Annotated in this window: 24 protein-coding genes; 7 read left to right on the top strand and 17 right to left on the bottom strand. The window is 72.9% G+C overall.

Annotated features, from left to right (window positions below):
• The first annotated feature begins 204 nt into the window (after nt 1-204).
• Nucleotides 205-1,158, top strand: coding sequence for a phosphotransferase family protein (locus J4709_RS51790; RefSeq protein ID WP_208252902.1), 954 nt, complete (start codon nt 205-207; stop codon nt 1,156-1,158).
• Between the two features lie 162 nt (nt 1,159-1,320).
• Here J4709_RS51790 and tsaD read toward each other — a convergent pair whose 3' ends face one another.
• The 8 genes from tsaD to J4709_RS51750 all read right to left on the bottom strand — a co-directional run bounded on the left by tsaD (nt 1,321) and on the right by J4709_RS51750 (nt 9,480).
• Nucleotides 1,321-2,358 carry a tRNA (adenosine(37)-N6)-threonylcarbamoyltransferase complex transferase subunit TsaD gene (tsaD, locus tag J4709_RS51785; protein ID WP_208252901.1) on the bottom strand — a complete coding sequence of 346 codons (1,038 nt, stop codon included), beginning with the start codon at nt 2,356-2,358 and terminating at the stop codon, nt 1,321-1,323.
• Nucleotides 2,355-2,849, bottom strand: coding sequence for a ribosomal protein S18-alanine N-acetyltransferase (gene rimI, locus J4709_RS51780; RefSeq protein WP_208252906.1), 495 nt, complete (start codon nt 2,847-2,849; stop codon nt 2,355-2,357). The genes tsaD and rimI overlap by 4 nt, the downstream gene beginning before the upstream one ends.
• A 5-nt stretch (nt 2,850-2,854) precedes the next feature.
• Nucleotides 2,855-3,535, bottom strand: a complete 681-nt coding sequence (gene tsaB, locus J4709_RS51775) for a tRNA (adenosine(37)-N6)-threonylcarbamoyltransferase complex dimerization subunit type 1 TsaB (RefSeq protein ID WP_208252900.1) — start codon at nt 3,533-3,535, stop codon at nt 2,855-2,857.
• A gap of 82 nt (nt 3,536-3,617) precedes the next feature.
• Nucleotides 3,618-5,096 (bottom strand): hypothetical protein, encoded by a 1,479-nt coding sequence (locus tag J4709_RS51770; protein WP_208252899.1) that lies wholly within the window; start codon nt 5,094-5,096, stop codon nt 3,618-3,620.
• A gap of 135 nt (nt 5,097-5,231) precedes the next feature.
• Complete coding sequence (tsaE, locus tag J4709_RS51765; RefSeq protein WP_208252905.1) at nt 5,232-5,693, bottom strand: tRNA (adenosine(37)-N6)-threonylcarbamoyltransferase complex ATPase subunit type 1 TsaE; 462 nt, start codon at nt 5,691-5,693, stop codon at nt 5,232-5,234.
• A 50-nt stretch (nt 5,694-5,743) separates the two neighbouring features.
• Nucleotides 5,744-6,826 carry an alpha/beta fold hydrolase gene (locus J4709_RS51760; protein WP_208252898.1) on the bottom strand — a complete coding sequence of 361 codons (1,083 nt, stop codon included), beginning with the start codon at nt 6,824-6,826 and terminating at the stop codon, nt 5,744-5,746.
• A 2-nt stretch (nt 6,827-6,828) separates the two neighbouring features.
• Nucleotides 6,829-7,956, bottom strand: coding sequence for an alanine racemase (gene alr / locus J4709_RS51755; protein WP_208252897.1), 1,128 nt, complete (start codon nt 7,954-7,956; stop codon nt 6,829-6,831).
• Nucleotides 7,957-8,004: 48 nt separating this feature from the next.
• On the bottom strand, nt 8,005-9,480 hold the full coding sequence (locus tag J4709_RS51750) for an NAD(P)H-hydrate dehydratase (RefSeq protein WP_208252896.1): 1,476 nt from the start codon (nt 9,478-9,480) through the stop codon (nt 8,005-8,007).
• Between the two features lie 320 nt (nt 9,481-9,800).
• On the opposite strand from J4709_RS51750, the gene J4709_RS51745 reads away from it, so the two are divergent.
• From J4709_RS51745 to J4709_RS51735, 3 genes are all read left to right on the top strand, one after another.
• Nucleotides 9,801-10,664 (top strand): helix-turn-helix domain-containing protein, encoded by an 864-nt coding sequence (locus J4709_RS51745; RefSeq protein ID WP_208252895.1) that lies wholly within the window; start codon nt 9,801-9,803, stop codon nt 10,662-10,664.
• A gap of 55 nt (nt 10,665-10,719) precedes the next feature.
• Entirely contained in the window at nt 10,720-10,941 is a 222-nt protein-coding gene (locus tag J4709_RS51740) for a DUF397 domain-containing protein (protein WP_173098602.1), read from the top strand.
• A gap of 212 nt (nt 10,942-11,153) precedes the next feature.
• A complete protein-coding gene (locus J4709_RS51735) occupies nt 11,154-11,360 on the top strand; it encodes a DUF397 domain-containing protein (protein ID WP_208252894.1) in 207 nt (68 codons plus the stop codon).
• Between the two features lie 118 nt (nt 11,361-11,478).
• Here the strand turns inward: J4709_RS51735 and glmS are convergent, their stop codons facing one another.
• Nucleotides 11,479-13,338: a glutamine--fructose-6-phosphate transaminase (isomerizing) gene (gene glmS, locus J4709_RS51730; RefSeq protein ID WP_208252893.1), complete on the bottom strand. Its 1,860-nt coding sequence runs from the start codon at nt 13,336-13,338 to the stop codon at nt 11,479-11,481.
• Between the two features lie 124 nt (nt 13,339-13,462).
• Between glmS and coaA the strand changes: the two genes are divergently transcribed.
• Nucleotides 13,463-14,404 carry a type I pantothenate kinase gene (gene coaA, locus J4709_RS51725; protein WP_208252892.1) on the top strand — a complete coding sequence of 314 codons (942 nt, stop codon included), beginning with the start codon at nt 13,463-13,465 and terminating at the stop codon, nt 14,402-14,404.
• On the opposite strand, the gene J4709_RS51720 is transcribed toward coaA, so the two are convergent.
• From J4709_RS51720 to J4709_RS51690, 7 genes are all read right to left on the bottom strand, one after another.
• A complete protein-coding gene (locus J4709_RS51720; protein WP_208252891.1) occupies nt 14,390-15,127 on the bottom strand; it encodes a DUF4328 domain-containing protein in 738 nt (245 codons plus the stop codon). The two genes, coaA and J4709_RS51720, sit on opposite strands and share 15 nt — an antisense overlap.
• Nucleotides 15,128-15,194: 67 nt before the next feature.
• The gene (locus tag J4709_RS51715; protein WP_208252890.1) at nt 15,195-15,695 is read right to left on the bottom strand and encodes a GNAT family N-acetyltransferase; all 501 of its coding nucleotides are present in this window, start codon (nt 15,693-15,695) and stop codon (nt 15,195-15,197) included.
• A 69-nt stretch (nt 15,696-15,764) separates the two neighbouring features.
• Entirely contained in the window at nt 15,765-16,481 is a 717-nt protein-coding gene (locus J4709_RS51710; protein ID WP_208252889.1) for an ABC transporter permease, read from the bottom strand.
• Nucleotides 16,478-17,389 carry an ABC transporter ATP-binding protein gene (locus J4709_RS51705; RefSeq protein WP_208252888.1) on the bottom strand — a complete coding sequence of 304 codons (912 nt, stop codon included), beginning with the start codon at nt 17,387-17,389 and terminating at the stop codon, nt 16,478-16,480. Before J4709_RS51705 ends, J4709_RS51710 begins: the two co-directional genes overlap by 4 nt.
• Nucleotides 17,386-18,264 (bottom strand): ABC transporter permease, encoded by an 879-nt coding sequence (locus tag J4709_RS51700; RefSeq protein WP_208252887.1) that lies wholly within the window; start codon nt 18,262-18,264, stop codon nt 17,386-17,388. The genes J4709_RS51705 and J4709_RS51700 overlap by 4 nt, the downstream gene beginning before the upstream one ends.
• The gene (locus J4709_RS51695) at nt 18,261-19,283 is read right to left on the bottom strand and encodes an ABC transporter ATP-binding protein (protein WP_208252886.1); all 1,023 of its coding nucleotides are present in this window, start codon (nt 19,281-19,283) and stop codon (nt 18,261-18,263) included. The genes J4709_RS51700 and J4709_RS51695 overlap by 4 nt, the downstream gene beginning before the upstream one ends.
• 64 nt (nt 19,284-19,347) lie before the next feature.
• The gene (locus tag J4709_RS51690) at nt 19,348-20,304 is read right to left on the bottom strand and encodes a DUF389 domain-containing protein (protein WP_208252885.1); all 957 of its coding nucleotides are present in this window, start codon (nt 20,302-20,304) and stop codon (nt 19,348-19,350) included.
• Nucleotides 20,305-20,423: 119 nt separating this feature from the next.
• Between J4709_RS51690 and J4709_RS51685 the strand changes: the two genes are divergently transcribed.
• Both J4709_RS51685 and J4709_RS55325 read left to right on the top strand, forming a co-directional pair.
• Complete coding sequence (locus J4709_RS51685) at nt 20,424-21,275, top strand: HNH endonuclease family protein (protein ID WP_208252884.1); 852 nt, start codon at nt 20,424-20,426, stop codon at nt 21,273-21,275.
• A 29-nt stretch (nt 21,276-21,304) separates the two neighbouring features.
• Nucleotides 21,305-21,436 (top strand): hypothetical protein, encoded by a 132-nt coding sequence (locus J4709_RS55325; RefSeq protein WP_269757702.1) that lies wholly within the window; start codon nt 21,305-21,307, stop codon nt 21,434-21,436.
• Between the two features lie 196 nt (nt 21,437-21,632).
• On the opposite strand, the gene glmM is transcribed toward J4709_RS55325, so the two are convergent.
• Nucleotides 21,633-22,976 carry a phosphoglucosamine mutase gene (glmM, locus tag J4709_RS51680; protein WP_208252883.1) on the bottom strand — a complete coding sequence of 448 codons (1,344 nt, stop codon included), beginning with the start codon at nt 22,974-22,976 and terminating at the stop codon, nt 21,633-21,635.
• Nucleotides 22,977-23,161 lie beyond the last annotated feature (185 nt).

Here is a 23,161-nt window from a genome sequence, read left to right as displayed (position 1 = left end):
CCGCCGGCCGCCCGCCGGCCGCCCGCCGGCCGCCGGCCGCCCGCGCCGCGGCCAGGGCCTCGGATACCCAACGGGATCCATTGAGTTTGTCCCGGTAACCGGTGCGATGACCGGAGAGCCTCCACCAAGACCCCGCGATGACGTGCATTTTGTTACGTTCCGTCTTCGCAAAATCACTCCCAATACCCTTCAGAATCCGTTTTCATGGATCTCGTGACTCCCACACCGGCTCCGTGCCTGCCGACCGGCGCCCCACCCGGCCACGCCACCCTGCGCTGGGTCGAGGGCTGTCTCGGCAAGGGCGCCGAGGTGCGGATGGTCCGGCCGCTGCCCGGCGGCACCGCGCACGCCAACCACGCGCTCGTCGTCGAGACGCCGTCCGGCAGCGCGCACCGGCTCGTGCTGCGCCGCTGGACCGGCCGCGACACCGGCCTGGACGCGGGCCCCGGCCGCCGCTCCTACGGCGACACCGAGTTCTCCCCCGAGCGCGAGATCGCCGCGCTCGCGCTGCTCGCGGGCTGCGAGATCCCGACCCCCGAACTCGTCGCCGCCGACCCGTCCGGCGCGTACTGCGACGTCCCGGCGCTGCTGATCACCCGGCTGGTCGGCCACCCGCCCCGGCCGTCCCCCGACGACCTGCCCGAGTACCTCATCCAGCTCGCCGCCGCGCTGCTGCCGGTGCACGCGCTGAACGGCGCGTCCACGATGCCGCCGTACGTCCCCTACAACCGGCTCGACCTGCGGCTGCCGCCCAAGCACGCGCTCCGCCCGCGGCTGTGGGAGCGGGCCTTCGAGATCGCCGCCGGGCCCGCACCCGAGGCGCCCGCCCGGTTCGTCCACCGCGACTACCACCCCGACAACACGCTGTGGTCCTACGGCAAGCTGACCGGCGTCGTCGACTGGTCGGACGCCTCGTCCGGGCCGGTCGCCGTCGACGTCGCGCGCATGCGCCGCGGCCTCGCGCTGCGCTACGGCGTGCCCGTCGCCGACCGCTTCCTCGCCGCGTTCGACCAGGTCTCCGGCGGCCACGGGCACGACCCGTACTGGGACGTCCGCTGCCTGCTCGACCTGCTCCCCGAGGACGACGGCCGCATCCTCGACGAGGCAAAGGTCCCCCTCTTCGAGGACTACCTGGAGTCTCTGATCAGCCGCTGCTAGCCGACCCCACATGGGCGTCGCGATCGCGAGCGAAGCCAAGTTCGAGCTTGCGAGAACTTGATCGCGCAGCGAGCCCTGGGCGAGCCGGAGCGATGCAGCGATCGCACGCAGCGCCCGCCGAAGGGAAGGCGCCCTAGCGCCTGACCGCCAAGGGCACTGCCATCAGCGCAGCGTGACGGTCTCGATCGGGAGGCTGGAGTCGGCGGGGAGTTCCAGGTCGGACGGGGCGAGGCCGGAGGCGACGAGCTCGGAGCCGAGGGCGGCGACCATCGCGCCGTTGTCGGTGCACAGCTTCGGGCGCGGGACGCGCAGCCGGACGCCGGCGGCCTCGCAGCGCTCGGCGGCCAGGGCGCGCAGCCGGGAGTTCGCCGCGACGCCGCCGCCGATCAGCAGGTCGTGGACGCCGTTGTCCTTGCAGACCTTGAGGGCCTTCTGGGTGAGGACGTCCACGACGGCCTCCTGGAAGGACGCGGCGACGTCCGGGACCGGGACGGCCTCCCCCGCGCGCTCCTTCGCCTCGACCCAGCGGGCCACGGCGGTCTTCAGGCCGGAGAACGAGAAGTCGTAGGTGCCGTCCTTGTACTTGCCGCGCGGGAACGCGATCGCGGCGGGGTCGCCCTCGCGCGCCATCCGGTCGATCACCGGGCCGCCCGGGAAGCCGAGGCCGAGGACGCGCGCGACCTTGTCGAACGCCTCGCCCGCCGCGTCGTCGACGGTGCTGCCGAGCGAGCGGACGTCGCCCGCCACGTCCGGCACGAGCAGCAGCGAGGAGTGTCCGCCGGACACCAGCATCGCCACGCACGGCTTCGGCAGCGGGCCGTGCTCCAGCTGGTCGACGCAGACGTGCGCGGCGAGGTGGTTGACGCCGTACAGCGGCTTGCCGAGCGACAGCGCGTACGCCTTGGCGGCGGCGACGCCGACCATGAGCGCGCCGGGCAGGCCCGGGCCGGCGGTGACGGCGAACGCGTCGATGTCGTTGAACGTCACGCCCGCCTCGTTGAGGGCCCGCTCGACGGTCGGGCCCATCGCCTCCAGGTGGGCGCGGGACGCGACCTCGGGCACCACGCCGCCGAAGCGGGCGTGCTGCTCGACGCTGGAGGCGATCGCGTCGGCCAGCAGCGTGTGGCCGCGGACGATGCCGACGCCGGTCTCGTCGCACGAGGTCTCGATGCCGAGGACCAGCGGCTCTTCGCGGATCATTCGTTCCCCCTGGTGAAGCCCACCGGGCGGCGCTCCAGGCGGCGGCACATCACGACCGCGTCCACGTCGGCGGGCTGGTAGTAGCGCTTGCGGACGCCGACCTCGAAGAACCCGAACCGCTCGTAGAGCCGGCGGGCGGGCGGGTTGTCGGCGCGGACCTCCAGGAACACCGCCTCGGCGTTGCGGCGGGACGCCTCGTCGATCAGCGCGGTGAGCAGCGCCGCGCCGATCCCGGCGCCGCGGCGGTCGGCGCGGACCCCGATCGTCTGCACGTCGGCCTGCCCGCCGGCGGCGGCGAGGCCCGCGTAGCCGACGATCTCGCCGCCGGGCTCCTCGGCGACGACGTAGTGCCGGGTGCCGGGCTGCCCCGCGAGCTCCTCGGCGAGCATCTGCGGGCTCCACGCGTCGTCGGGGAACATCACCTGCTCCAGCAGGTGGACGGCGGGCAGGTCGGCCGGGGTCATCCCGCGCAGGACGACGCCGGTCACCATGTCGTTCACCGCGGTGTCACCTTCTTGCGCGGGCCGGGCTCCGTCGCGTCGGGCCTGCGCAGGTAGAGCGGCTCGGGCGGGAGCAGGTCGGGGCCCTTCTCGCCGGCGAGCCGCGCGACGGCCAGCTCCGCGATCGCGGACGCGGTCGGCAGCAGCGGCTCGTGGCCGCCCTCCCCGAGCACCTCCGCGTACAGGGCGGCGCCCTCACCGATGACGGGCAGCCCCTCCGGCGCGCCTTCGAGAACGTCGGACGCGGGGCCCACCGCAGGCTCGGTGGCGCGCGCGCGGGACGAGTCGTACCGCGCCCAGTACACCTCCTTGCGGCGGGCGTCCGTGGCGACGGCGAAGGGCTCGTCGCGTCCGGACGCCCAGGCGATCGCGTCGAGGGTGCAGACGCCGTGCACCGGGACGCCCAGGGACGCGCCCATGGCGCGCGCCGTGACCAGCCCGACCCGCAGGCCCGTGTAGGGGCCGGGGCCGACGCCGACGGCGATCGCGCTCAGGGTGTCGGGCGCCGCACCGGCCTCCGCCAGCACGGACTTGATCGCCGGGGTGAGCAGCTCGGTGTGCCGGCGCCGGTCGACCGCCTCGGCGCCGCCACGGCGCCGCGCGCCCTCGCCGGGTGTCCACTCATGAAGCGCCACCGTGATCGCGGCGGTCGCGGTGTCGAAAGCCAAGACCAGCACGGGTTGTAAGCCTAGTCCAGACTCGGACCCGGACAGGGCCCCATCTCGGACGACGCCGTCCGCAGGCCCGGGCGGAGGCCGCTCAGGCCTTGTCGAGCGCCTGCAGGACGGTCTTGGCCGCCTCGGTGGCGCCGTCCCCGGCGTCCTTGGACGACAGCGGGTCGCCGCTGTCGGAACCGGAGTAGTGGATCGTGATCAGGACGTTCGCGAGCCGCACGTTGGTGATCGCCTCGCCGGAGCCCTGCCCCTTGTCGACGCTGTAGACCAGGTAGCCCTCGTCGCCGACGCCCTTGAGGTCGCTCTTCTCGGTGAGCTTCTGGCCGCCGAGCAGCGACTTGCCGGACTCGTCGGCGCCGCGCTCGGAGGCGATCGTGCTCTGCGCGACGGCCGTCGGGGTCTGGCCGGACGTCCCGGCGATCGCGCGCAGCTCCACGGTGAGCTGGCGCTTGTCGTCGCCCGCGTAGGCGCCCCAGACGCAGCCGTTCTGCTGCTCGTTGTTCTGGTAGTTGTCGGCCGGGTTCTGCTCGGCGCCGGGGGCGAGCCGGTTGATCAGGTCGCCGCCGACGACGGAGCAGGAGTCGGGCACCTCGGTGCGCTCGCCGCTCGCGGTCGGGGAGCTGTCGGCGGCGCCGCCGACGGCCTTGCCCGTCTCGTGCTCGGAGCCGCCGCCGACGCCGTTCAGGATGACGAAGACGGCGAGCGCGCAGGCCGCCACGGCACCGCCCGCGGCCAGCAGGATCGCGCCGCGCCGCCCGCCGCGGCGCTCGCGGGCGACCCGGTGGCTGCCGCTGCCCGAGCGGTAGCCGCCGCTGCCGCCGGTCCGGTAGCCGCCGCTGCCGGACGCGTGGCCGCCGCCGCCCGATGCGTATTCGCCGCTGCCCGACGCGTAGCCGCCACTGCCGGAGGCATAGCCCCCGCTGCCTGTGCCGTAGCCGCCGCTGCCGGAGCGCCGTCCGCCGATCTCGGTGTCGTAGTCGCCGCTACCGGTCCGGTAGTCGCCGCTGTCCGCCTCGTAGCGGTCCCGCCGCGAGTAGCCGCCGCTGTCGGCCGGGTAGTTGCCGCTTCCGGACCCGGTCTCGTAGCTGCCGCCCGTCCGGTAGTCGCCGATCGGGTAGCTCCCGCTCTCGGACGGGTAGCCGCCCGAGGGGTAGCGGCCGCTTCCGGACGAGTAGGCGCCGCCGCTGGTCGAGTACCGTCCCGTCTCCGGCGGCCGGCCGCCGCTCTCGGAGGGGTAGGCGCCGCTCTCGGACGCCGGGTAGCCGCCGGTCGTCGAGTACCGGCCGCTACCGGCGGGTTGCCCGCCGCCCTGGACCGGGTAGCCGCCGGTCGAGGACTCGCCTGCCGGGTAGCCCCCGGCCGGGTAGCCGCCCGTGGAGTAGGCGCCCGTGGAGTACGCGCCGGAGCCGAGCTCGGACGGGTAGCCGCCGGAGCCGCTGTCGAGGCCCCCGGCGCCCGCCTGATGGCCGCCCGTGCCCGAGGCACTGCGGCCGTCCTGTCCCGGGTACGGCTCGTATCCGCCGTCCCCCGTACGGTTCTCGCCACTGCGATGGCTGCCACTCACCGGATCCCACTCCTGCTGTGAGGAAATCTCTGATTTGTCGCGAAGGTGAGGTTCGTTCCGGCAAAGAGTACGACATCTCACAGCAAAGTAGTCCGGCGGCACTTACCGAATATCGGAGAAGATCTCCGTTCCTTCTCAGAGCAGGTCGGCGGGCAGGTCGCGCCAGCGATCACCGACCCCTTCGATCCTTACTTCGCGCGTCTCGCCGGGCCCCTCCCCGCGCGAAATGATCACTTCCAGCCGGTCGTCGGCAAGGCCCTCCGCGAGCCCTTCTCCCCATTCCACGATCGTCACCGATTCCGCCACCGAGGCGTCCAGATCGAGATCGTCCAACTCGGCGAAACCGCCCAGCCGGTAGGCGTCCACGTGCACCAGCGGCGGCCCGCCCGCCAGCGACGGGTGCACCCGCGCGATGACGAACGTCGGCGACGTGATCGGCCCGCGGACCTTCAGCCCCTCGCCGATCCCCTGCGTCAGCGTCGTCTTGCCCGCGCCGAGGTGCCCCGTCATCACCAGCAGGTCGCCGGCCCGCAGCAGGCCGGCCAGCCGGATCCCCAGCTCGCGCATGTCCCGGTCGGTCGGGACGGTCACGGTCATGCCGTTCGCGCGCGCTCCGGCCGGGCGGCCGTCCGCCCGGTTCGCTTCGCTCATGCCGTGCGCTCCTCCTCGTGCTCGTCGCGGCCGGGACGGACGCGCTCCACCAGCCGGCGCAGCCCCCCGGTGACCACGCCCGGGTACTCCAGCGGCAGCACGTGCCCGGCCTCGTCCACCTCTACCAGTTCGGCGTCCGGCAGCGCCGCCGCGATGCGGCGGCCGTGCTCCGGCGGGGTCAGCCGGTCCTGCCCGCCCACCAGCACCAGCGCGGGCACCCGGCCCAGCGTCTCCAGCGCGTCCAGCTTGTCGTGCACCATCAGCGCCGGATAGAACTCCGCGATCACGTCGATCGGCGTCGCCCTGATCATCTGCTCCAGGAAGTCCACCACCGTCGGGCTGACGTGCTTGTCGGCGAACGCCATCTTCCGGGTGACGACGAACGCCAGGTCGGCGCCCAGCCCGCGCGCCCGGTCCACCAGGTCGGCGCGCCGGCCGAGGCCGCGCAGCGTGCGCGGCGCCAGCGGCCGGACGACCTTCGCCAGCAGCAGCGGCAGCCCCAGCGTCATCTCCGCGAGGTCCCCGCAGGAGGTGTTCACCAGCGCCACGCCGACCACCCGCGGCCCGAACAGCTCCGGGTGCGCGTCCGCCAGCGCCATGATCGACATGCCGCCCATCGAGTGCCCGACGAGGATCACCGGCCCCTGCGGGACCGTCGCCTCCAGCACCGCGTACAGGTCCTCGCCGGTCTGCTCGATCGTCGCGTCCGCCGGGTCGCTGCGCCCGGACCGGCCGTGGCTGCGCTGGTCCCAGAACACCGTCCGCAGCCGTCCGCGCAGGTCGCGGCGCTGGTAGTGCCAGGAGTCGCGGTTCAGGCAGTAGCCGTGGCAGAACACCACGGTGAGATCGGCGTCGTCCGGGCCGTCCACCTCGGCGTGCAGCTCCAGGCCGTCGCTCGCGCGGACGGTCAGCTCCCGGCCGCGCAGCTCGCCGAACGGCTCGCCCGCGTCCGGGTCGGGACGCAGCCGCACCCGGCCCACCGCCAGGTGCCGCAGCCCGACCGCCGCGCCCACCCCCGCCGCGCCGACGCCCGCGACGACCCCGGCCACGCCGATCCGCCGCTTGTTCCTCGCGTCCATGCTCACGCCCCCCGCCGCCCCCGGTACGCCCTCGGCACCCGGGACCCGATGCGGGTGACGATCTCATACGAGATGGTGCCGAGCGCCTCCGCCCATTCCTGCGCGGTCGGCTCGCCCCGGTCGCCCGGCCCGAACAGCACGATCTCCTCCCCCGGCGCCAGCTCGTCGTCCCCGAGGTCGATGACGAACTGGTCCATGCAGACCCGCCCGGCGATCGTCCGGCGGCGCCCGGCCGCGAGGACCTCCAGCACGTTCGACCCGTGCCGCGGGATCCCGTCCCCGTATCCGGCGGGCACCACCGCCAGGTTCGTCTCCCGCGCCGTGAAGTAGGTGTGCCCGTAGGACACGCCGCTGCCCGCCGGCACCCGCTTGACCAGCGCCGCGTCGGCGACCAGCGTCATCGCGGGCCGCAGTCCGAAGGTACCGAGGGACGGCACCGGCGTCAGCCCGTACGTCGCGATACCCGGCCGTACGAGGTCGAAGCGCGCCTCCGGCAGCGTCAGCGCCGCCGCCGAGTTCGCCAGATGCCGGACTTCGAGCTGTGCGCCCGCCTTCTCCGCGTGCTCCACCATCTCGGTGAAGGCACCGATCTGCGTGCCGATGGACGGATGGCCCGGCTCGTCCGCGCAGGCGAAGTGCGACATCGCCCCGACCACCCGCAGGTGCCCGGCCGCCTCCGCCTTCAGCGCGGCGTCCACCAGGTCATGCCAGTCCTGCCCGCGCGCCCCGCCCCGCGTCATGCCCGTGTCGGCCTTCAGGTGCACCCGGGCGGGGCGGCCGGCCCGTTCCGCCGCCTGGACCAGCTCGTCCACCAGCCACAACGCGCCCACGGTCAGGTCGACGTCGCGCGCCACGGCCTGCTCGTACGGCTCGCCGGGCACGCCCAGGCACACCAGCGTCCGGACGTCCACACCCGCGTCCCGCAGCGCCAGCGCCTCCGCCAGCTTCGCGACGCCCAGCCACGTCGCGCCCCCGGCGAGCGCCGCGCGCCCCGCCTCCACCAGGCCGTGCCCGTACGCCTCCGCCTTCACCATCGCCATCACCTCGGCGCCGCCCGCACGCTCGCGCAGCAGCCCGACGTTCCCCGCAATGGCCCCCAGATCGACCCGCGCCTCCGCTGGAACCCTCATGCCTGCAAGTCTGCCCTCCCCGGCCCGGTGCGTGGCGCAGGTGCCCGGTCAGGGCAGGCTGCGGAACGCCTCGGGAAGGGCGGCGACGACGTCCTGGGCACTGATCGGGGCCTCGGCGGCGTCGGGGTGGGGCGCGGACGCCAGGCGGGCGGCGAGGCCGTGCAGGTAGGCGCCGGCGGCGGCCGCGTCCAGCGCGGGCAGGCCCCCGGCGAGCAGGGCGCCGATCAGCCCGGACAGGACGTCGCCGGTGCCGGCGGTGGCCAGCCGCGGGGTGCCGGTCGGGTTCACGCGGACCGGACGGTCCTGCTCGGCGATCAGCGTCGTCGAGCCCTTGAGCAGCACGGTCGCGGACAGTTCGGCGGCGGCGCGGCGGACGTGCTCCAGGCGGCGCGCCTCGATGTCCTCGCGCGGCGCGCCGATGAGCCGGGAAAGCTCGCCCGCGTGCGGGGTGAGGACGGTCGGCGCGGGGCGCAGCAGCAGGTCGCGGCGGCGGGCGAGGACGGTGAGGCCGTCGGCGTCGACCAGCACGGGCACGTCGGTGGACAGCACGGCCTCCAGCAGCGACTCGGCGGCGTCGCCGGTGCCGAGCCCGGGCCCGGCGACCCAGGCCTGCACGCGTCCGATGCGTTCGAGGACCTTCGCGTCGTGCGTTCCGGGCTCGATCACCGTGGTGACGACCTCGGGCCAGTGCTGCCGGACGAGCTCGACGGGGTGCGCGACGGACGCGAAGCGGACCATTCCGGCGCCGCCGTGGACGGCGCCGCCGGTGCTGAGGACGGCGGCCCCGGTGTACTCGTCGCCGCCGGCGAGGACGCCGACGACGCCGCGCCGGTACTTGTCGGACTCGGGGCCCGGTTCGGGCGGCCGGACGTCGGCGGGGCGGGCGGCGACCACGTCGGGGTCGGGCAGGTCGTCGCCGAGCCCGATGTCGACCAGCTCGACGACGCCGCAGTGCGACGCGCCGGGGTCGATGAGCAGGCCGGGCTTGTGGGTGCCGAAGGTGACGGTGACGTCGGCGTGGACCGCCTCGCCCGCCACCTCGCCGGTGCCGGCGTCGACGCCGCTCGGGACGTCGCAGGCGATGACGAGCCCGGGCGCCTCGGACGCGAGCGCGGCGAGCCGGGCGTGGGGTTCGCGGAGGGCGCCGGTGCCGCCGATGCCGGTGAGCCCGTCCACGATGAGGTCCGCGCCGGCGATCGCGTCCGCCGGATCGCCGGCCGCCGGCCGCCCGCCCGCGGCGAGCAGCGCGGCGAATCCGCCCTCGTGGATCTTGGAGCCGGCCTGGACCACGTGCACCCGCGCGCCGCGGCGCGCGAGCCGGGCGCCCGCGTACAGGGCGTCGCCGCCGTTGTCGCCGCCGCCCACCAGCAGGACGACGCGGGACCCGTAGACGGCGGGCAGGACGCGGGCGCAGACGGACGCCAGCCCGGCGGCGGCGCGCTGCATCAGCGCGCCCTCGGGCAGCCTCGCCATCAGCGCCCGCTCCGCCGCCCGCACCTTGCCGACCCCGTGCGCGTACCTCATCCGCCGCTCCCCAAGCGCGCCGTCCCGACGATCACAAGCCTTAGCCTGCCACGCACGGGCCTTCCGTAACCGGACGGAGCCGCACGGCAATCGCGCAATGGGCGCTTCCGCCCGGCCCGGTTCATGGTGCCCTGCACGAAAGGTGGGTTAGCGTGTGATTTCGCGGAACTCTCAGTGCGGCGCGGCCGCGGAAAAACCCGTAAAATGATCAGCCAACGTGCAGCGCCGGGCGGCTCCGATGCGGCACACTGCGACGGGGCCGCTCCCCGGACGTGAAGGGGGTCGGAACGGTGGTCGCGTCTCGGGGTGCGTCCGGGGACATGAGCCCGTTCCGGGGTCCCACCGTCCGGCAGCGCCGGCTCGCCGCCGAACTCCGGCGGCTCAGGGAACAGAAGGGACTCACCGGAGACGATGTCGCCGAGCGGCTGGCCTGGTCGACCGCCAAGGTGAGCCGGCTGGAGAACGCGCGTACCGGCGCGAAGATCGACGACATCCACGCGCTCATCGACCTTTACGATATCGCCGATTCCCACCGATCCGAGCTGATCGCCCTCGCACACGATGCGGCCGAGAAGGGCTGGTGGGAGGGTTACCGGGAACTGCCCGGCGGCTACTCCGCACTGATCGCACTGGAAGACGAAGCGAACAAGATCACGCAATGGGAGACCTACATCGTTCCGGGCCTCCTGCAAACCGAGGCGTACGCACGGGCGACGATCTCCGGGCTGCATCTTTTCGACACCGTTCCGCCGCGGGAGATCGACCGAAGGGTCGAGGTACGGACGCGCCGCCAGGGGATCCTGCACAGAGCAGAACCCGTCGAATACACCGTCCTGCTGGACGAGTCCGTGCTGCAGCGCCTCGTCGGCGATCCCGCGGTCATGCGAGCGCAGCTCGACCATCTCTGCGCGATCGCGGAACTGCCGAACGTGACTCTGCGCGTGCTGCGGCTGGACATCGCCCATCCTCTGATGGAGGCGTCGTTCCAGCTGCTGGAGTTCGACCCGGTTCACGACGTCGTCTTTCCGGACATGGTTCACACGGAAAGTCTCACGGTCAGCCAGTTCATCGACGAGAAGATCACGCACATGTATCGGCTCGCGTTCGAGGGAATGGCACGGGTCGCGCTCGGCACCGCCGAGTCCATCGAATTCATCGCGCGGGCGCGGGCCGTCTGGCGTTGACACCGCATACCGCGGTGCATAGTCCAGGAAAGGCCACCACGTGTCCTCGTTCGAAATGACGACCGAATCCATCGCGGCCGCGGCCACCGGCTGGCGCAAGGGCTCGCGCTGCGCGGGCAACGGCGCCTGCGTCGAGGTCGGCGCGCTCCGCGGCGGCGCGGTCGCCGCCCGCGACGCCTACGACGGCGACGCGGGTCCGGTGCTGACGTTCTCCGCCGCGCAGTGGCGGGCGTTCACCACCGCCGCGAAGGCCGGCCGGTACGACCTGGCCGGCTGACCCGGGGGACCCGGGCAGGAGGATCGAGGGCCCGCGTCGGCGACCGCCGGGGCGGGCCGTCATTGCGCCGGGGCCGCGGCCGGCGGGCGGCCGGCGGAACGGCACCGCGGGCGGCCGGCTGATCATCGGCATTTCCATGGAACCTTGTTACCTTGTTCTTGGCATCGGCAGCGTCGCCGTGAACAGAATGCGTCCCCGATTCGGGAGCCAGGATGAGTTTCCATGCCATGCCGTGCCCGCGCTGGAGGAAGAGCAGTCGGTGCGGGGCGAACGGCACCTGCGTCGAAGTGGCCGGACACGACGACGGAATCGTCTTCGTACGCGACGGTGGAGCCGACGATACGTGTCTGGACTTCACCGCCGGGGAATGGCGTCGGTTCGTCGCCGCGGTCCGGCGGGGAACCTTCGACTTGCACTGAAACTTGCATTTACTGAGATTCTCAGAAAACCGGATGGCACCGTTCCGCGCGTCCAACGCCGGGCGCGCGAACGCAAAGGGCGGAGGAGGCGATCGCCTCCTCCGCCCTTTGGCGACGGCTACTCGACCGTGACGGACTTGGCGAGGTTGCGCGGCTGGTCGACGTCGTGGCCCTTCGCGGTGGCCAGTTCGCACGCGAACACCTGCAGCGGGACGGTCGTCACGAGCGGCTGCAGCAGCGTCGGGACGGCCGGGACGCTGATCAGCGTGTCCGCGTACGGCTGCACCGACTCGTCGCCCTCCTCCGCGATCACGATGGTGCGGGCACCGCGGGCGCGGATCTCCTGGATGTTGGAGACGATCTTGTCGTGCAGGACGTCCCGGGCGCGCGGCGGGACGACCACCACGACCGGCAGGCCCTGCTCGATCAGCGCGATCGGGCCGTGCTTCAGCTCGCCCGCCGCGAACCCCTCGGCGTGCATGTACGCCAGCTCCTTGAGCTTCAGCGCGCCTTCGAGCGCCACCGGGAAGCCGACGTGCCGGCCGAGGAACAGCACGCACCGCTCGTCCGCCAGGGACCGGGCCAGCTCGCGGACCGGCTCCATGGTCTCCAGGACCTTGTCGACCTTCTCCGGCATCCGCTCCAGCAGCTGCACCATCGCGAACACCTCGTCGCCCCACTTGGTGCCGCGCACCTGCGCGAGGTAGAGCGCGATCAGGTACACCGCGACGAGCTGGGTCAGGAACGCCTTGGTCGAGGCGACCGCGATCTCCGGCCCCGCGTGCGTGTAGAGCACGCCGTCGCACTCGCGCGGCAGCGTCGAGCCGTTGACGTTGCAGATGCCGAGCAGCTTGGCCTTCTGCTCGCGGGCGTGCCGGACCGCCATCAGCGCGTCCATCGTCTCGCCGGACTGGGAGATCGCGATGACCAGCGTCGTCGGCGACAGGATCGAGTCCCGGTAGCGGAACTCGCTGGCCAGCTCCACCTCGCAGGGCAGCCCGGCCCAGTGCTCGATCGCGTACTTGGCGATCAGCCCGGCGTGGTACGACGTGCCGCACGCCACGATGATGATCTTGTCGACCTCGCGGAGCTCCCGGTCCGAGATGCGCATCTCGTCCAGGTGCAGGCGCCCGTCCGCGCCGATCCGGCCGAGCAGCGTGTCGGCGACGGCGCGCGGCTGCTCGGCGATCTCCTTGAGCATGAAGTAGTCGTAGCCGCCCTTCTCCGCGGCCGACACGTCCCAGTCGACGTGGTACTCCTTCACGTCGGCGGGCCGGCCTTCGAAGTCGGTGACCGTCACCCCGCCCGACCGCAGCTCCACGACCTGGTCCTGGCCGAGCTCGATCGCGTCCCGGGTGTGCTCGATGAACGCCGCGACGTCGCTGGCGAGGAAGTTCTCGCCCTGCCCGACGCCGACCACCAGCGGGGAGTTGCGGCGCGCCCCGACGACCAGGTCGGCGTCGCCGGTGTGCACGGCGACCAGCGTGAACGCGCCCTGCAGCCGGCGGCACACCCGGCGCATCGCCTCCGCGAGGCCGCCCTGGGCGTTGCCGTCCACCGCGGCCAGCTCGTTCTCCAGCAGGTGCGCGACGGCCTCGGTGTCGGTGTCGGACTTCAGCTTGTGCCCGCCGTCCTCCAGCTCGGCGCGCAGCTCGGCGAAGTTCTCGATGATCCCGTTGTGGATCACCGCGACGGTGCCGGTGCAGTCGGTGTGCGGGTGCGCGTTGCGGTCGTTCGGCGGCCCGTGCGTCGCCCACCGCGTGTGCCCCATGCCGAGCGTCCCGGCGGGCGGCGGCTCCTCGGCGAGCGCCTCCCGCAGGTTCACCAGCTTGCCCGCCCGCTTCGCCGTCGCCAGCCGTCCGTCGGCCAGCACGGCCACCCCGGCCGAGTCGTAGCCGCGGTACTCCAGCCTGGCCAGCCCGTCGACGACGACGTCGAGAGCGGGCCGGCCGCCTACGTACCCCACGATTCCGCACATGGCGGCAACTCTATTCGGTGTGCCCCACCGGACCTACCTGCCAGGGGCGCCGAGGGGTGGCGCTAGGTTGGACGCCCGGTGAAAACCCGGAGACCGGCCTGAACGAACGATTACCGTTCAGGCCATGACGAGCGGATGGGACAGCGTGCCGACCCCTTACGTGGAACTCTCCCGCGAGGCCTGGCGGGCCATGCGCGAGAACACCCCGCTGCCCCTCACCCCCGGTGAGCTGGACGCCCTGCGCGGCCTGCGGGACCCGATCGACATCACCGAGGTCGAGGAGGTCTACCTGCCGCTGTCGCGGCTGCTGAACCTGTTCTTCCAGTCCGACGGGCGGCTGCGCGACACCGTCAGCGGTTTCCTCGGCGGCGAGGTCGCCCCCACCCCGTTCATCATCGGCGTCGCGGGCAGCGTCGCGGTCGGCAAGTCCACCACGTCGCGGCTGCTGCGCACCCTGCTGGCCCGCTGGCCCGAGCACCCGAGCGTGGAGCTCGTCACGACCGACAGTTTCCTGTATCCGAACGCGATCCTTAACGAGCGCGGGATCATGGAAAGGAAGGGTTTCCCCGAGTCCTACGACCGGCGCGCGCTGGTCCGGTTCGTCTCGTCGATCAAGGCGGGCGCCGAGTCGGCGGAGATCCCCGTCTACTCCCATCTGGAGTACGACATCGTCCCGGACGCGACGCAGACCGTCCGGCGGCCCGACATCCTGATCGTCGAGGGCCTCAACGTGCTGCAGGCGCCGCCGCCCGGCACCCTCGGCGTGTCCGACTTCTTCGACTTCTCGATCTACGTGGACGCCCGGGTCGAGGACATCATGCAGTGGTACGTCGAGCGGCTGTTCGCGCTGCGCCGCACCGCGTTCACCGATCCCCGCTCGTACTTCCACAAGTACGCCCACGAGCTGGACGAGGACGAGACCGCCGCGTTCGCCAAGCGGGTCTGGCGGGACGTCAACGAGATCAACCTCGTGTCCAACATCCTGCCGACCCGCGCCCGCGCCACCCTCGTCCTGCACAAGGACCGCGACCACGCCGTCCAGCGCGTCCGCCTACGCCGGATCTGACACAGGCGGATCCGACACGGCCGGATCTGACACGGCCGGATCCGGCACGGCAGGACCCTGCACCGCCGGGCCCGGCGCCGCCGGCGGCTGAGCGGCGGCGGCCGCCAGCCGGACGGCCTGGGCCTCCTGGGCCCGCGTGAGGCGCCACACCACCAGCGCGCCGAGGACGGCGGCCGCGGCCCCGTCCACCGCGACCGGCAGGTAGAGCTCGAGCCGGTCCTTGATCTGCGAGCTCGTGCCGGTGAGGTCCAGGTCCGCCACCCGGGCGCCGATCAGGTAGATGACCCAGGTCGCCCACCAGGCGTTGACCAGCCCGAGCGACGTGCCCGGGGCGCTGGTGCGCCACACGGTCCCGACGATGGCGCGCGGGACCCGGAAGTTGAGGATCGGCACGATCCAGCCGAAGATCACCCATGGCCGGCCCCAGCCGTCCGGCAGGTCGATGACGTCGGCGTTGGTGCGCGCCCGCCAGAGCCAGACGATCACCGCGACCGCGGTCAGCAGGGTCAGCGCGATATGGGCGAGGGCTCCGAGCATCAGCCCGTCGCGCAGCTCGCGGGTCTGCGACGTGAGGCCGCCCGGGTCCAGGAGCATCAGCGTCCAGAGGCCGACCCCGGCCATGACCAGCAGCAATGCCGCGTTCGCGGCCAGCCCGGCGATCGCCAGGCCCGCCGCGGTGCGCGGCGGCTTGATGATCTCGGGCGCGTGAGTGTACGAGTACATGTCGCCTCCGCGGAAAACCGAAACCCGATCTTTTCGGAAGCCCCCGGTCCGCGGAAGCGAACGGTGATCACAACACGGTGACGGCCGGTTCAGGCCACCCGAGCTCGTAGTACCGCAGCTCGTCGTCCTCGGCGACCAGCCGCATCCCCGCCGCGGCCATGACGCGCTGGGACGCGACGTTGCCGCGGTCGGTGTCGCCCTTCACCCGGGCGGCGCCGGCGGCACGGGCGAAGCGGAGCAGCTCCCGGAGCGTCTCGGCGGCGTACCCGTGTCCCCGCGCCGCCTCGATGAGCCCGTACCCGATCGTGACGGCGCCCTCGTCGTCCGGTGCCCCGTGGAAGCCCGCCCCGCCGATGGCCCGCCCGTCGGCCCGTACCCGGACCTCGAACGCGCCGAACGGCCGCGGATCACCGTCGCGGGCGCACACCTCCAGGTAGCGGCGGGCGCCCGCCACGTCCATGGCCGTGGGGTAGCCGCCCTCCGGCGCCGCCCCGGCCGCCACCAGCCGCTCCGCCTCGGCGACGGTGAACGGGTGCAGCACGAGACGCTCGGTCAAGAGATCTTCCATGCCTCGAAGCTGTACCAGGCGGACGCGCGGAAGCACACGTGGTTTTCCGCGCGCCGCCCGGGCGCCCCGCTACTCGGCGCTGGCTATGGTCAGCGAGCGCAGGCGGAACGCCGCCAGCAGCGTCGCGCCGACCGTGACGGCGATGAGCAGCGGGATCGCCACGCCGAGGTCGACCGACGACGTGACGGGCGAGGCCGGGGTCAGGGCGTCGGTGACCGACAGCGCCCACTGCTGGATCGACGCCGACTTCGCGCCCGGCGCGAAGCTGCCGAGCAGCGACTCCCAGACCAGCGCGTACAGCAGCCCGATCGTGACCGCGTTGCGGCTCAGCACCGCGAGCGCGACGAACACCGCGCTGTAGGCGACGCCGCCGACCAGCACCCCGACCGTGAAGGCGGGCACCAGCTGCGCGGTCGTCCCGGCCAGCACCAGCCCGGCCAGCAGCGTCGGGACGACCGAGAACGCCGCGACCAGCACGATCGCGACCGCCAGCTTCGTCAGCACGATCACCTGCCGCGGGATCGGCTTGGTCAGCACGTACATGATCTGGCCGTCGTCGATCTCGGGGCCGATCACGCCGGTGCCGGCGATCAGCGCGAGCAGCGGCAGCAGGGTCGCCAGCCCGAACTTCTGCAGCACGTTCGCCGAGACGTCCAGGTCGTTGTTGCCCGTCCAGCGCAGCACGACCGCCAGCAGGATCAGCAGCGCCGGCAGGGCCAGCAGGAGCAGCGCGCGCCGCCGGCCGAGCATCGCCCGGAAGGTGATCATCGCAATGGTCGCGTTCATCGGGCCACCAGGTAGGAGAAGACGCTTTCGAGGGACTCGTCGGCCGGGGAGACCTCCCACAGCCGGACGCCGGCGTCCCGCGACACCTGCGGGAGCAGCCAGGTGAAGCGCTGGAAGTCGACCGCCTCGACGCGCAGCCCCTTGTCGGTGAGCTGGACGCTGCGGGCCGACCCGTCGGCGATGACGGCGGCGGCGAGGCCCCGGTCGTCGGACGAGCGGACGAGGAAGATGTGCGGCCGGTCGGTCATCAGCCGGCGGATCTTGCGGAAGTCGCCGGACGCGGCGTGCCGGCCCGCGACGATCACCTCGATGTGCCCGGCGAGCCGCTCGACCTCCTCCAGGATGTGCGAGGAGAACAGGATGGTGCGGCCCTCGTCCGCCATCCGGGTGATCAGGTCCATCAGCTGGAGGCGCTGGCGGGGGTCCATGCCGTTGAACGGCTCGTCCAGCAGCAGGACGGGCGGGTCGTGCACGAGCGCGGACGCCATCTTGATCCGCTGCTTCATGCCCTTGGAGTAGTTGCCGATCGTCCGGCTCGCCGCGTACCCCATCTCGACGCGGTCGATGGCCTGGCGCGCGGCGGCCTTCGGGTCGGGCAGCTTGTGCAGCTTCGCCATGGACAGCACGAACTGCTCGCCGGTGAGGAAGTCGTAGGCGGACTCGCGTTCGGGGACGAGCCCGAGCCGCCGGTAGATGCCGGGGTTCTGCCAGATCGGCTCGCCGTCCAGCGTGATCGTCCCGGACGAGGGCGCGAGGAACCCGCCCATCATGTGGATGAGCGTGGACTTCCCGGCGCCGTTCGGGCCGAGGAGCCCGGTGACGCCCGGGCCGATGGTCATCGAGACGCCGTTGACGGCGACGACGTTGCCGTACCAGCGGGAGACCTTCTCCAGCCTGATCTCGCTCAAGAGAGTCCCGCCTTCCGGAACCGGCGGTACACGACCGCGACCGAGCCGACGACGATCACCACGCACAGCGCGAGCGCGACGACGCCGCTGAGCGTGCCGGACGGGACGTCCACCGCGGACTTCGCCTGACCGAGCAGCCGCACCTGGACGATGTCGACGAGGTTGAACGGGGCGAGGAGCCCGATCCAGCCGGCCAGCGTGAAGTTCGTCGTGTGCTCGGCGATGCCCTGGATGATCAGCGTGAACGTGCTGGTGATCATGTAGACGGCGATGACGGCGGCGACGCCGAGGCCGCGCCGCGGGGTGAACGCGGCGACGACCGTCCCGATCGCGGCGAGCACCAGCGCGAACAGCACGCAGCCGGCGAGGCCCGCGAGGTAGTGCAGGAACTGGTGCCAGGAGTCCGGCACCTTGGTCACCAGGCCGCCGATGTACAGCACGGTGACGGGCACGGCCATCAGCGCGAACAGCGCGGTGGCGAGCGCGCCGAGCTTGGCCAGCACGAAGTCGAGGTGGCCGACCGGGCGGGAGAAGTACAGCGGCACGACGTGGAAGCGGATCTCCCGGGACGCCAGCACCGGCGCCTGCGTGGCCAGGAAGATCGCGATGATGACCTGGAGGGTGACCGCGTACGAGGAGTAGCGCATCAGCGCCTCGGGCCGCTTGGCGACCGCGACGACCGCGACGGACCCGGCGGCGGGCAGCAGCATGATCGCGGCGAGCAGGAACGGCATGACCTTCGCGCGGGCGGGGCGGCCGAGGCCGAACGCGGCGCGCAGGTTGTGCACGTACAGCGACCGCAGCACGTACGCGCGGCCGCTGCGGCGGCCCTCGTAGTGGCGGTAGCCGATGTCGTGGATGGTGCTGGTGCTCATCGCGGGCCTCCCTGCGGCGCGCCGGGCGGCATCGGGACGGGCGGGCCCCCCGGCGGGACGGGCGGAGCCCCCGGCGGGACGGGCGGCGGTACACCCGGGGCGCCCGGCGGAACGGTCTGGGGTGGGGCGGTCTGGAAGACCTCCTCGATGTGGTGGCGGCGCTGCTCCATCCGGATCAGCCGCAGCCCGAGCTCGGCGACGCCGTCCCGGACGAGGTCGTAGGTCGCCTCCCCCGCGATGTCGACGACCAGGAACCGCCCCTCCGGGTGCACGGACACGCCCTGGTCGTACAGGTGCTGCCCGAGCGTGTCGCGGCCCTCGTCCACCTCGACGGTGAGCACGCCGCTCTCGGTGGTGTACGCCTCGACGGCCTGGGAGCGCAGCAGCTTCCCGCCGTCGATGATGACCACGTGGTCGCAGACGCGTTCCAGCTCGCCGAGCAGGTGCGAGGTGACCAGCACGCTGATCCCGAACTCGGCGCCGATGCGCCGGATCAGGTCGAGCATCTCGTCGCGCCCGGCCGGGTCGAGGCCGTTGGTGGGCTCGTCGAGGAAGACCAGCTTCGGGTCGTGCACGAGGGCCTGGGCCAGCTTCACCCGCTGCCGCATGCCGGTCGAGTAGCCGCCGATGGGCCGGTAGCGCTCCTCGTACAGCCCGACGTGGCGCAGGGTGTCGGCGGCGCGCTCGCGCGCGGCGGTCGGCGGCAGCCCGCACATCCGCGCCATGTGCACGACGAACTCCGTCGCGGACACGTCCGGCGGGAGGCACTCGTACTCCGGCATGAACCCGACGCTCTCGCGGATCCGCACGCCCTCGCGGGCGATGTCCATGCCGAGCACGGTCGCGGTGCCGGCGGAAGGGGGCTGCAGGCCGAGCAGGATCTTGATCAGCGTGGACTTGCCGGCGCCGTTGGCGCCGACCAGCCCGACGACGCCGGGCTCGACGGCCACCGTCAGGTCGTCCAGGGCGGTCACCCGGGGGAACCTCATCGTCAGGCCCTGGGTGGCGATAATCGGCATGGCCCCGAACCTAGTGGCTGCGCGCGGCCGCGGCGTCCCCCTCAGGGGCTACCCGGGTCGTACCTCAGGTCGACCGTCTGGCCGCCGCCCGGCCCCGCTGGCGCAGGACCGCGTTCCACACCGCGCGCTGGAGGAACAGCGTCGCCGTCCCCGCGATGATCATCCCGGCGAAGTTCACGCCGAGCTGCTCCAGCGAGCCGGTGATCTCGCTGCGGTGCTTCAGCGCGAGCGCGTCCGCGAGGTTCCCGGCGGCCGGCACCGTGGTGACCGAGATGAAGACGCCGACCAGCGCCGAGGACTTCCCGGCCGTCAGCGACAGCACCCCCGCGGCGCCGGCCAGCAGCGCGACGATGAACGACCAGCGGTCGGGGCTGTAGATGAACGCGGTGAGCGGCCGGTGCGCCGGCAGCCGGTCCGTCTCGATCACGCCGGTCCACTTGCTGAACAGCGCGCACACGTAGGTGATCGCGATCGCGACGGCGAACCCGATGACCAGCGCCCGGACGGCCTGCCAGATCCGCACCGGCTGCCGCCGGAAGATCCCGTAGCAGATCGCCGCGACCGCGGCGAACTCCGGGCCGAGCACCATCGCGCCGACCACCAGGACCGGCGAGTCGATCAGCGCGGCGATCGCGGCCAGCTGCGTCGCCAGCGCGAGGAACGCGATGAACGACCAGGTCAGGATCGTCCCCTCGGTGACCTGCCGGTCGAACTCGTCCCACACGACCGCGTCGTCGCCGTGGCCGGGCGCGCGCCGCTCGGCCCGCTCGGCGACCGCCGACATCGACAGGTCGATCTTCTCCATCGCGATGGAGCCGTCCTGGTCGATGCCCAGCCGCCGCAGCGCGGCGAGGACCTCGTTGGCGGACTCGCGGGCCACGTCGGCCTGGACGAGGTCGCCTTGCGGGGACCGCGCGGCTCCGGGGAGGACGACGACGTTCGTGGCGCCGGCGCACTCCGACAGCGCCGCGCAGACGGCGTCGGTGCGGTCCGGCGGGACGATCGCTCTGAGGTGCAGCACCCGCCACATGCTGCCGTAAAAGCCCGGTGAACGTGGCGCCGACGCGAGTCCGTACGATTTGATCGTTTATTTACCCGCTTCTGGGTGAAAGACGACAGAAAACTCAGGGTGGTGAGGGCATGACGCGGCGCAACGGGCTGCGACGGGAACGCGCGCTCCGACGGGAGCGGACCCTGCCGCGGGAACGGACCCCGCTGCGGGCACGGACCCGGGGCCGGACGGCCGCCGCGGCGGCGGCGCTCGCGCTGACCGTCCCGCTCCTGGCCTCCGGCTGCAAGACGGACGCGACCGGGTCGACCGGATCGGGCGGCGGGTCCGGGCCGTCCGCCAACGACGGGCACGCCGTCAGCCCCCTCGACAACCCGGACGGCACCAAGCCCGGCCTCGCCGCCATCACCTCGTCCGGCGACCTCGCCAAGGCCCGCGCCCTCATCAAGAAGGTCGACACCAAGGGACGCGGCCCCAAGACCGGCTACGAGCGCGACAAGTTCGGCTACGCGTGGATGGACAACGCCCCGAACGTCCCGTTCGCGCACAACGGCTGCGACACCCGCAACGACCTGCTGAAGCGCGACGGCGAGGACGTGAAGTACCGGTCCGGGTCCAACTGCGTGATCATCTCCCTCACGCTGGACGACCCGTACTCCGGCAAGACCATCCACTGGACGAAGTCGCACGCGACCGCCATCCAGATCGACCACGTCATGCCGCTGTCCTACGACTGGCAGATGGGCGCGTCGCGGTGGACGAAGGACAAGCGCGAGTCCATCGCCAACGACCCGCTGAACCTCATCCCGGTCGACGGCCCGCTCAACGGCGCCAAGAGCGACTCCGGGCCCGCGTCCTGGCTCCCGCCGAACAAGCGCATCCGGTGCTCCTACGGCGTCCGCATCGCGCAGGTGTCGCTCAAGTACGAGCTGCCGGTGACCTCCGCGGACAAGCAGAAGATGCTCGAACTCTGCGGCGGCTGAGGGCCGCGGCGCCCGAATATGCTCATCGGATGAGCAACGAACCCGACGACGCCCAGGGCACCGAGGCCGCCGACCGACCCCGCGTCCGCACCGAACGCGGGGTCGGTGCTGTGTTCTCACAAGCCCGGCCCAGGGTGCTCGCCTGGCGGCTCGCACCCTGACCGTTCTTGGGCGAGCGCGACCTCGCTTCGCGAGCTTCCCGGTGTGGCTCGCCTCCGGCGTCGCCTCACCGGTCAGATAACGCGCTCGCGCGACGGCTGAGGCGTAGGGCGGAAACCTCCGCCACACCGCACCGCAACAGGACACGTCCGCGGCAGCCGAGGCGTTCGAAGAGCTGCCGGCATGGCGCCCGGCCGGCTAGCCGAGCAGGTCGCGGACGACGCCGGCCAGGCGCTCGGCGACGGCCTGCGCCTGGTCGTGCGACGCCGCCTCCACCATCACCCGCACCATCGGCTCGGTGCCGGACGGCCGGATCAGCACCCGGCCCGTCTCGCCCAGTTCGGCCTCCGCGTCGGCGACCGCCGACGCCAGGCCCGGGTCGGTCTTCGCGCGGCCCTTGTCGACGTCCTTGACGTTGATCAGCACCTGCGGCAGCCGGGTCATCACCTTCGCCAGCTCGTCCAGCGGGCGGCCCCGCCGCGCCATCGCGGCCAGCAGGTGCAGGCCGGTCAGCACGCCGTCGCCGGTCGTCGCGTGGTCCAGCATGATCACGTGGCCGGACTGCTCGCCGCCGAAGCCGAACCCGCCGTCCTTCATCGCCTCCAGCACGTACCGGTCGCCGACCGCGGTCTCCACCACCGCGATCCCCGCCTCCCGCATCGCCAGCTTGAAGCCCAGGTTCGACATCACCGTCGCGACCACGGTGTCGGACGCGAGCGCGCCCGCCTCCCGCAGGTCCAGCGCCAGGATCGCCATGATCTGGTCGCCGTCCACCACCTCGCCCGACGCGGTCACCGCCAGGCACCGGTCGGCGTCCCCGTCGTTGGCGATCCCCGCGTCCGCGCCGTGCTCGCGCACCGCCGCGCACAGCGCGTCCAGGTGCGTGGAACCGCAGCCGGAGTTGATGTTCAGCCCGTCCGGCGCCGTCCCGATGGTGATCACCTCGGCGCCGGCGCGGCGCAGCGCCTCCGGCGCCACCTCGCTGGACGCGCCGTTCGCGCAGTCCACCACCACGCGCAGCCCGTCCAGCGACACCGGCAGCGTCCCCAGCAGGTGCGCGACGTACTGCTCGACCGCGCCGTGCGCCTCCCGGACCCGGCCGACGCCCGCGCCCGTCGGCGGCTCCCACGCCGCGCCGAGCCGCGCCTCGATCCGGTCCTCGATCTCGTCCGGCAGCTTGTAGCCGCTGCGGTCGAAGAACTTGATGCCGTTGTCGGGCGCGGGGTTGTGCGACGCCGACAGCATCACGCCGAGGTCGGCGGCCAGCTCGTGCGTCAGGTGCGCGACCGCCGGCGTCGGCAGCACCCCGAGCCGCAGCACGTCCACGCCGGAGCTCGCGAGGCCGGCCACCACCGCCGCCTCCAGGAACTCGCCCGAGGCCCGCGGGTCGCGCCCGACCACCGCCATCGGCCGGTGCCCCCGGAACGCGCCCTGCTCACCGAGGACCCGCGCCGCCGCGACGGACAGGTCCATGGCCAGCGGGGCGGTCAGGTCGCGGTTGGCGAGCCCTCGCACGCCGTCGGTCCCGAACAGACGAGCCACAGTTCAACTCCCGGAAAGACGAAAAGACCGCGCGGGCGGCCGGGAGCGGGTGCGCGCCCCGTCCGCCCATGCGGTCAAATCTAGTGGGCCAGGCCCTGCGAACACGGACGAGCCGCCGCACCCGGTGCGCCGCCCTTGCGGGGCGGCCGCGGAAGAGTCCACGGGGTGCGGCGGCTCGTGCCGTC

The sequence above is a fragment of the Actinomadura violacea genome (assembly GCF_017573465.1).
GTDB classification, from domain to species: domain Bacteria; phylum Actinomycetota; class Actinomycetes; order Streptosporangiales; family Streptosporangiaceae; genus Spirillospora; species Spirillospora violacea.
Note: the sequence above shows the minus strand (reverse complement) of the source record. Positions and strands in the feature narration are given on the sequence as shown.

Bases quoted from the DNA above. Each gene is read 5' to 3' on its own strand.
- J4709_RS51790 (WP_208252902.1), top strand. From the start codon at position 205: ATGGATCTCGTGACTCCCACACCGGCTCCGTGCCTGCCGACCGGCGCC.
- tsaD (WP_208252901.1), bottom strand. From the start codon at position 2,358: ATGATCCGCGAAGAGCCGCTGGTCCTCGGCATCGAGACCTCGTGCGAC.
- rimI (WP_208252906.1), bottom strand. From the start codon at position 2,849: ATGGTGACCGGCGTCGTCCTGCGCGGGATGACCCCGGCCGACCTGCCC.
- tsaE (WP_208252905.1), bottom strand. From the start codon at position 5,693: ATGACCGTGACCGTCCCGACCGACCGGGACATGCGCGAGCTGGGGATC.
- J4709_RS51760 (WP_208252898.1), bottom strand. From the start codon at position 6,826: ATGGACGCGAGGAACAAGCGGCGGATCGGCGTGGCCGGGGTCGTCGCG.
- alr (WP_208252897.1), bottom strand. From the start codon at position 7,956: ATGAGGGTTCCAGCGGAGGCGCGGGTCGATCTGGGGGCCATTGCGGGG.
- J4709_RS51750 (WP_208252896.1), bottom strand. From the start codon at position 9,480: ATGAGGTACGCGCACGGGGTCGGCAAGGTGCGGGCGGCGGAGCGGGCG.
- J4709_RS51745 (WP_208252895.1), top strand. From the start codon at position 9,801: ATGAGCCCGTTCCGGGGTCCCACCGTCCGGCAGCGCCGGCTCGCCGCC.
- J4709_RS51740 (WP_173098602.1), top strand. From the start codon at position 10,720: ATGACGACCGAATCCATCGCGGCCGCGGCCACCGGCTGGCGCAAGGGC.
- J4709_RS51735 (WP_208252894.1), top strand. From the start codon at position 11,154: ATGAGTTTCCATGCCATGCCGTGCCCGCGCTGGAGGAAGAGCAGTCGG.
- glmS (WP_208252893.1), bottom strand. From the start codon at position 13,338: ATGTGCGGAATCGTGGGGTACGTAGGCGGCCGGCCCGCTCTCGACGTC.
- coaA (WP_208252892.1), top strand. From the start codon at position 13,463: ATGACGAGCGGATGGGACAGCGTGCCGACCCCTTACGTGGAACTCTCC.
- J4709_RS51720 (WP_208252891.1), bottom strand. From the start codon at position 15,127: ATGTACTCGTACACTCACGCGCCCGAGATCATCAAGCCGCCGCGCACC.
- J4709_RS51715 (WP_208252890.1), bottom strand. From the start codon at position 15,695: ATGGAAGATCTCTTGACCGAGCGTCTCGTGCTGCACCCGTTCACCGTC.
- J4709_RS51710 (WP_208252889.1), bottom strand. From the start codon at position 16,481: ATGAACGCGACCATTGCGATGATCACCTTCCGGGCGATGCTCGGCCGG.
- J4709_RS51700 (WP_208252887.1), bottom strand. From the start codon at position 18,264: ATGAGCACCAGCACCATCCACGACATCGGCTACCGCCACTACGAGGGC.
- J4709_RS51695 (WP_208252886.1), bottom strand. From the start codon at position 19,283: ATGCCGATTATCGCCACCCAGGGCCTGACGATGAGGTTCCCCCGGGTG.
- J4709_RS51685 (WP_208252884.1), top strand. From the start codon at position 20,424: ATGACGCGGCGCAACGGGCTGCGACGGGAACGCGCGCTCCGACGGGAG.
- J4709_RS55325 (WP_269757702.1), top strand. From the start codon at position 21,305: ATGAGCAACGAACCCGACGACGCCCAGGGCACCGAGGCCGCCGACCGA.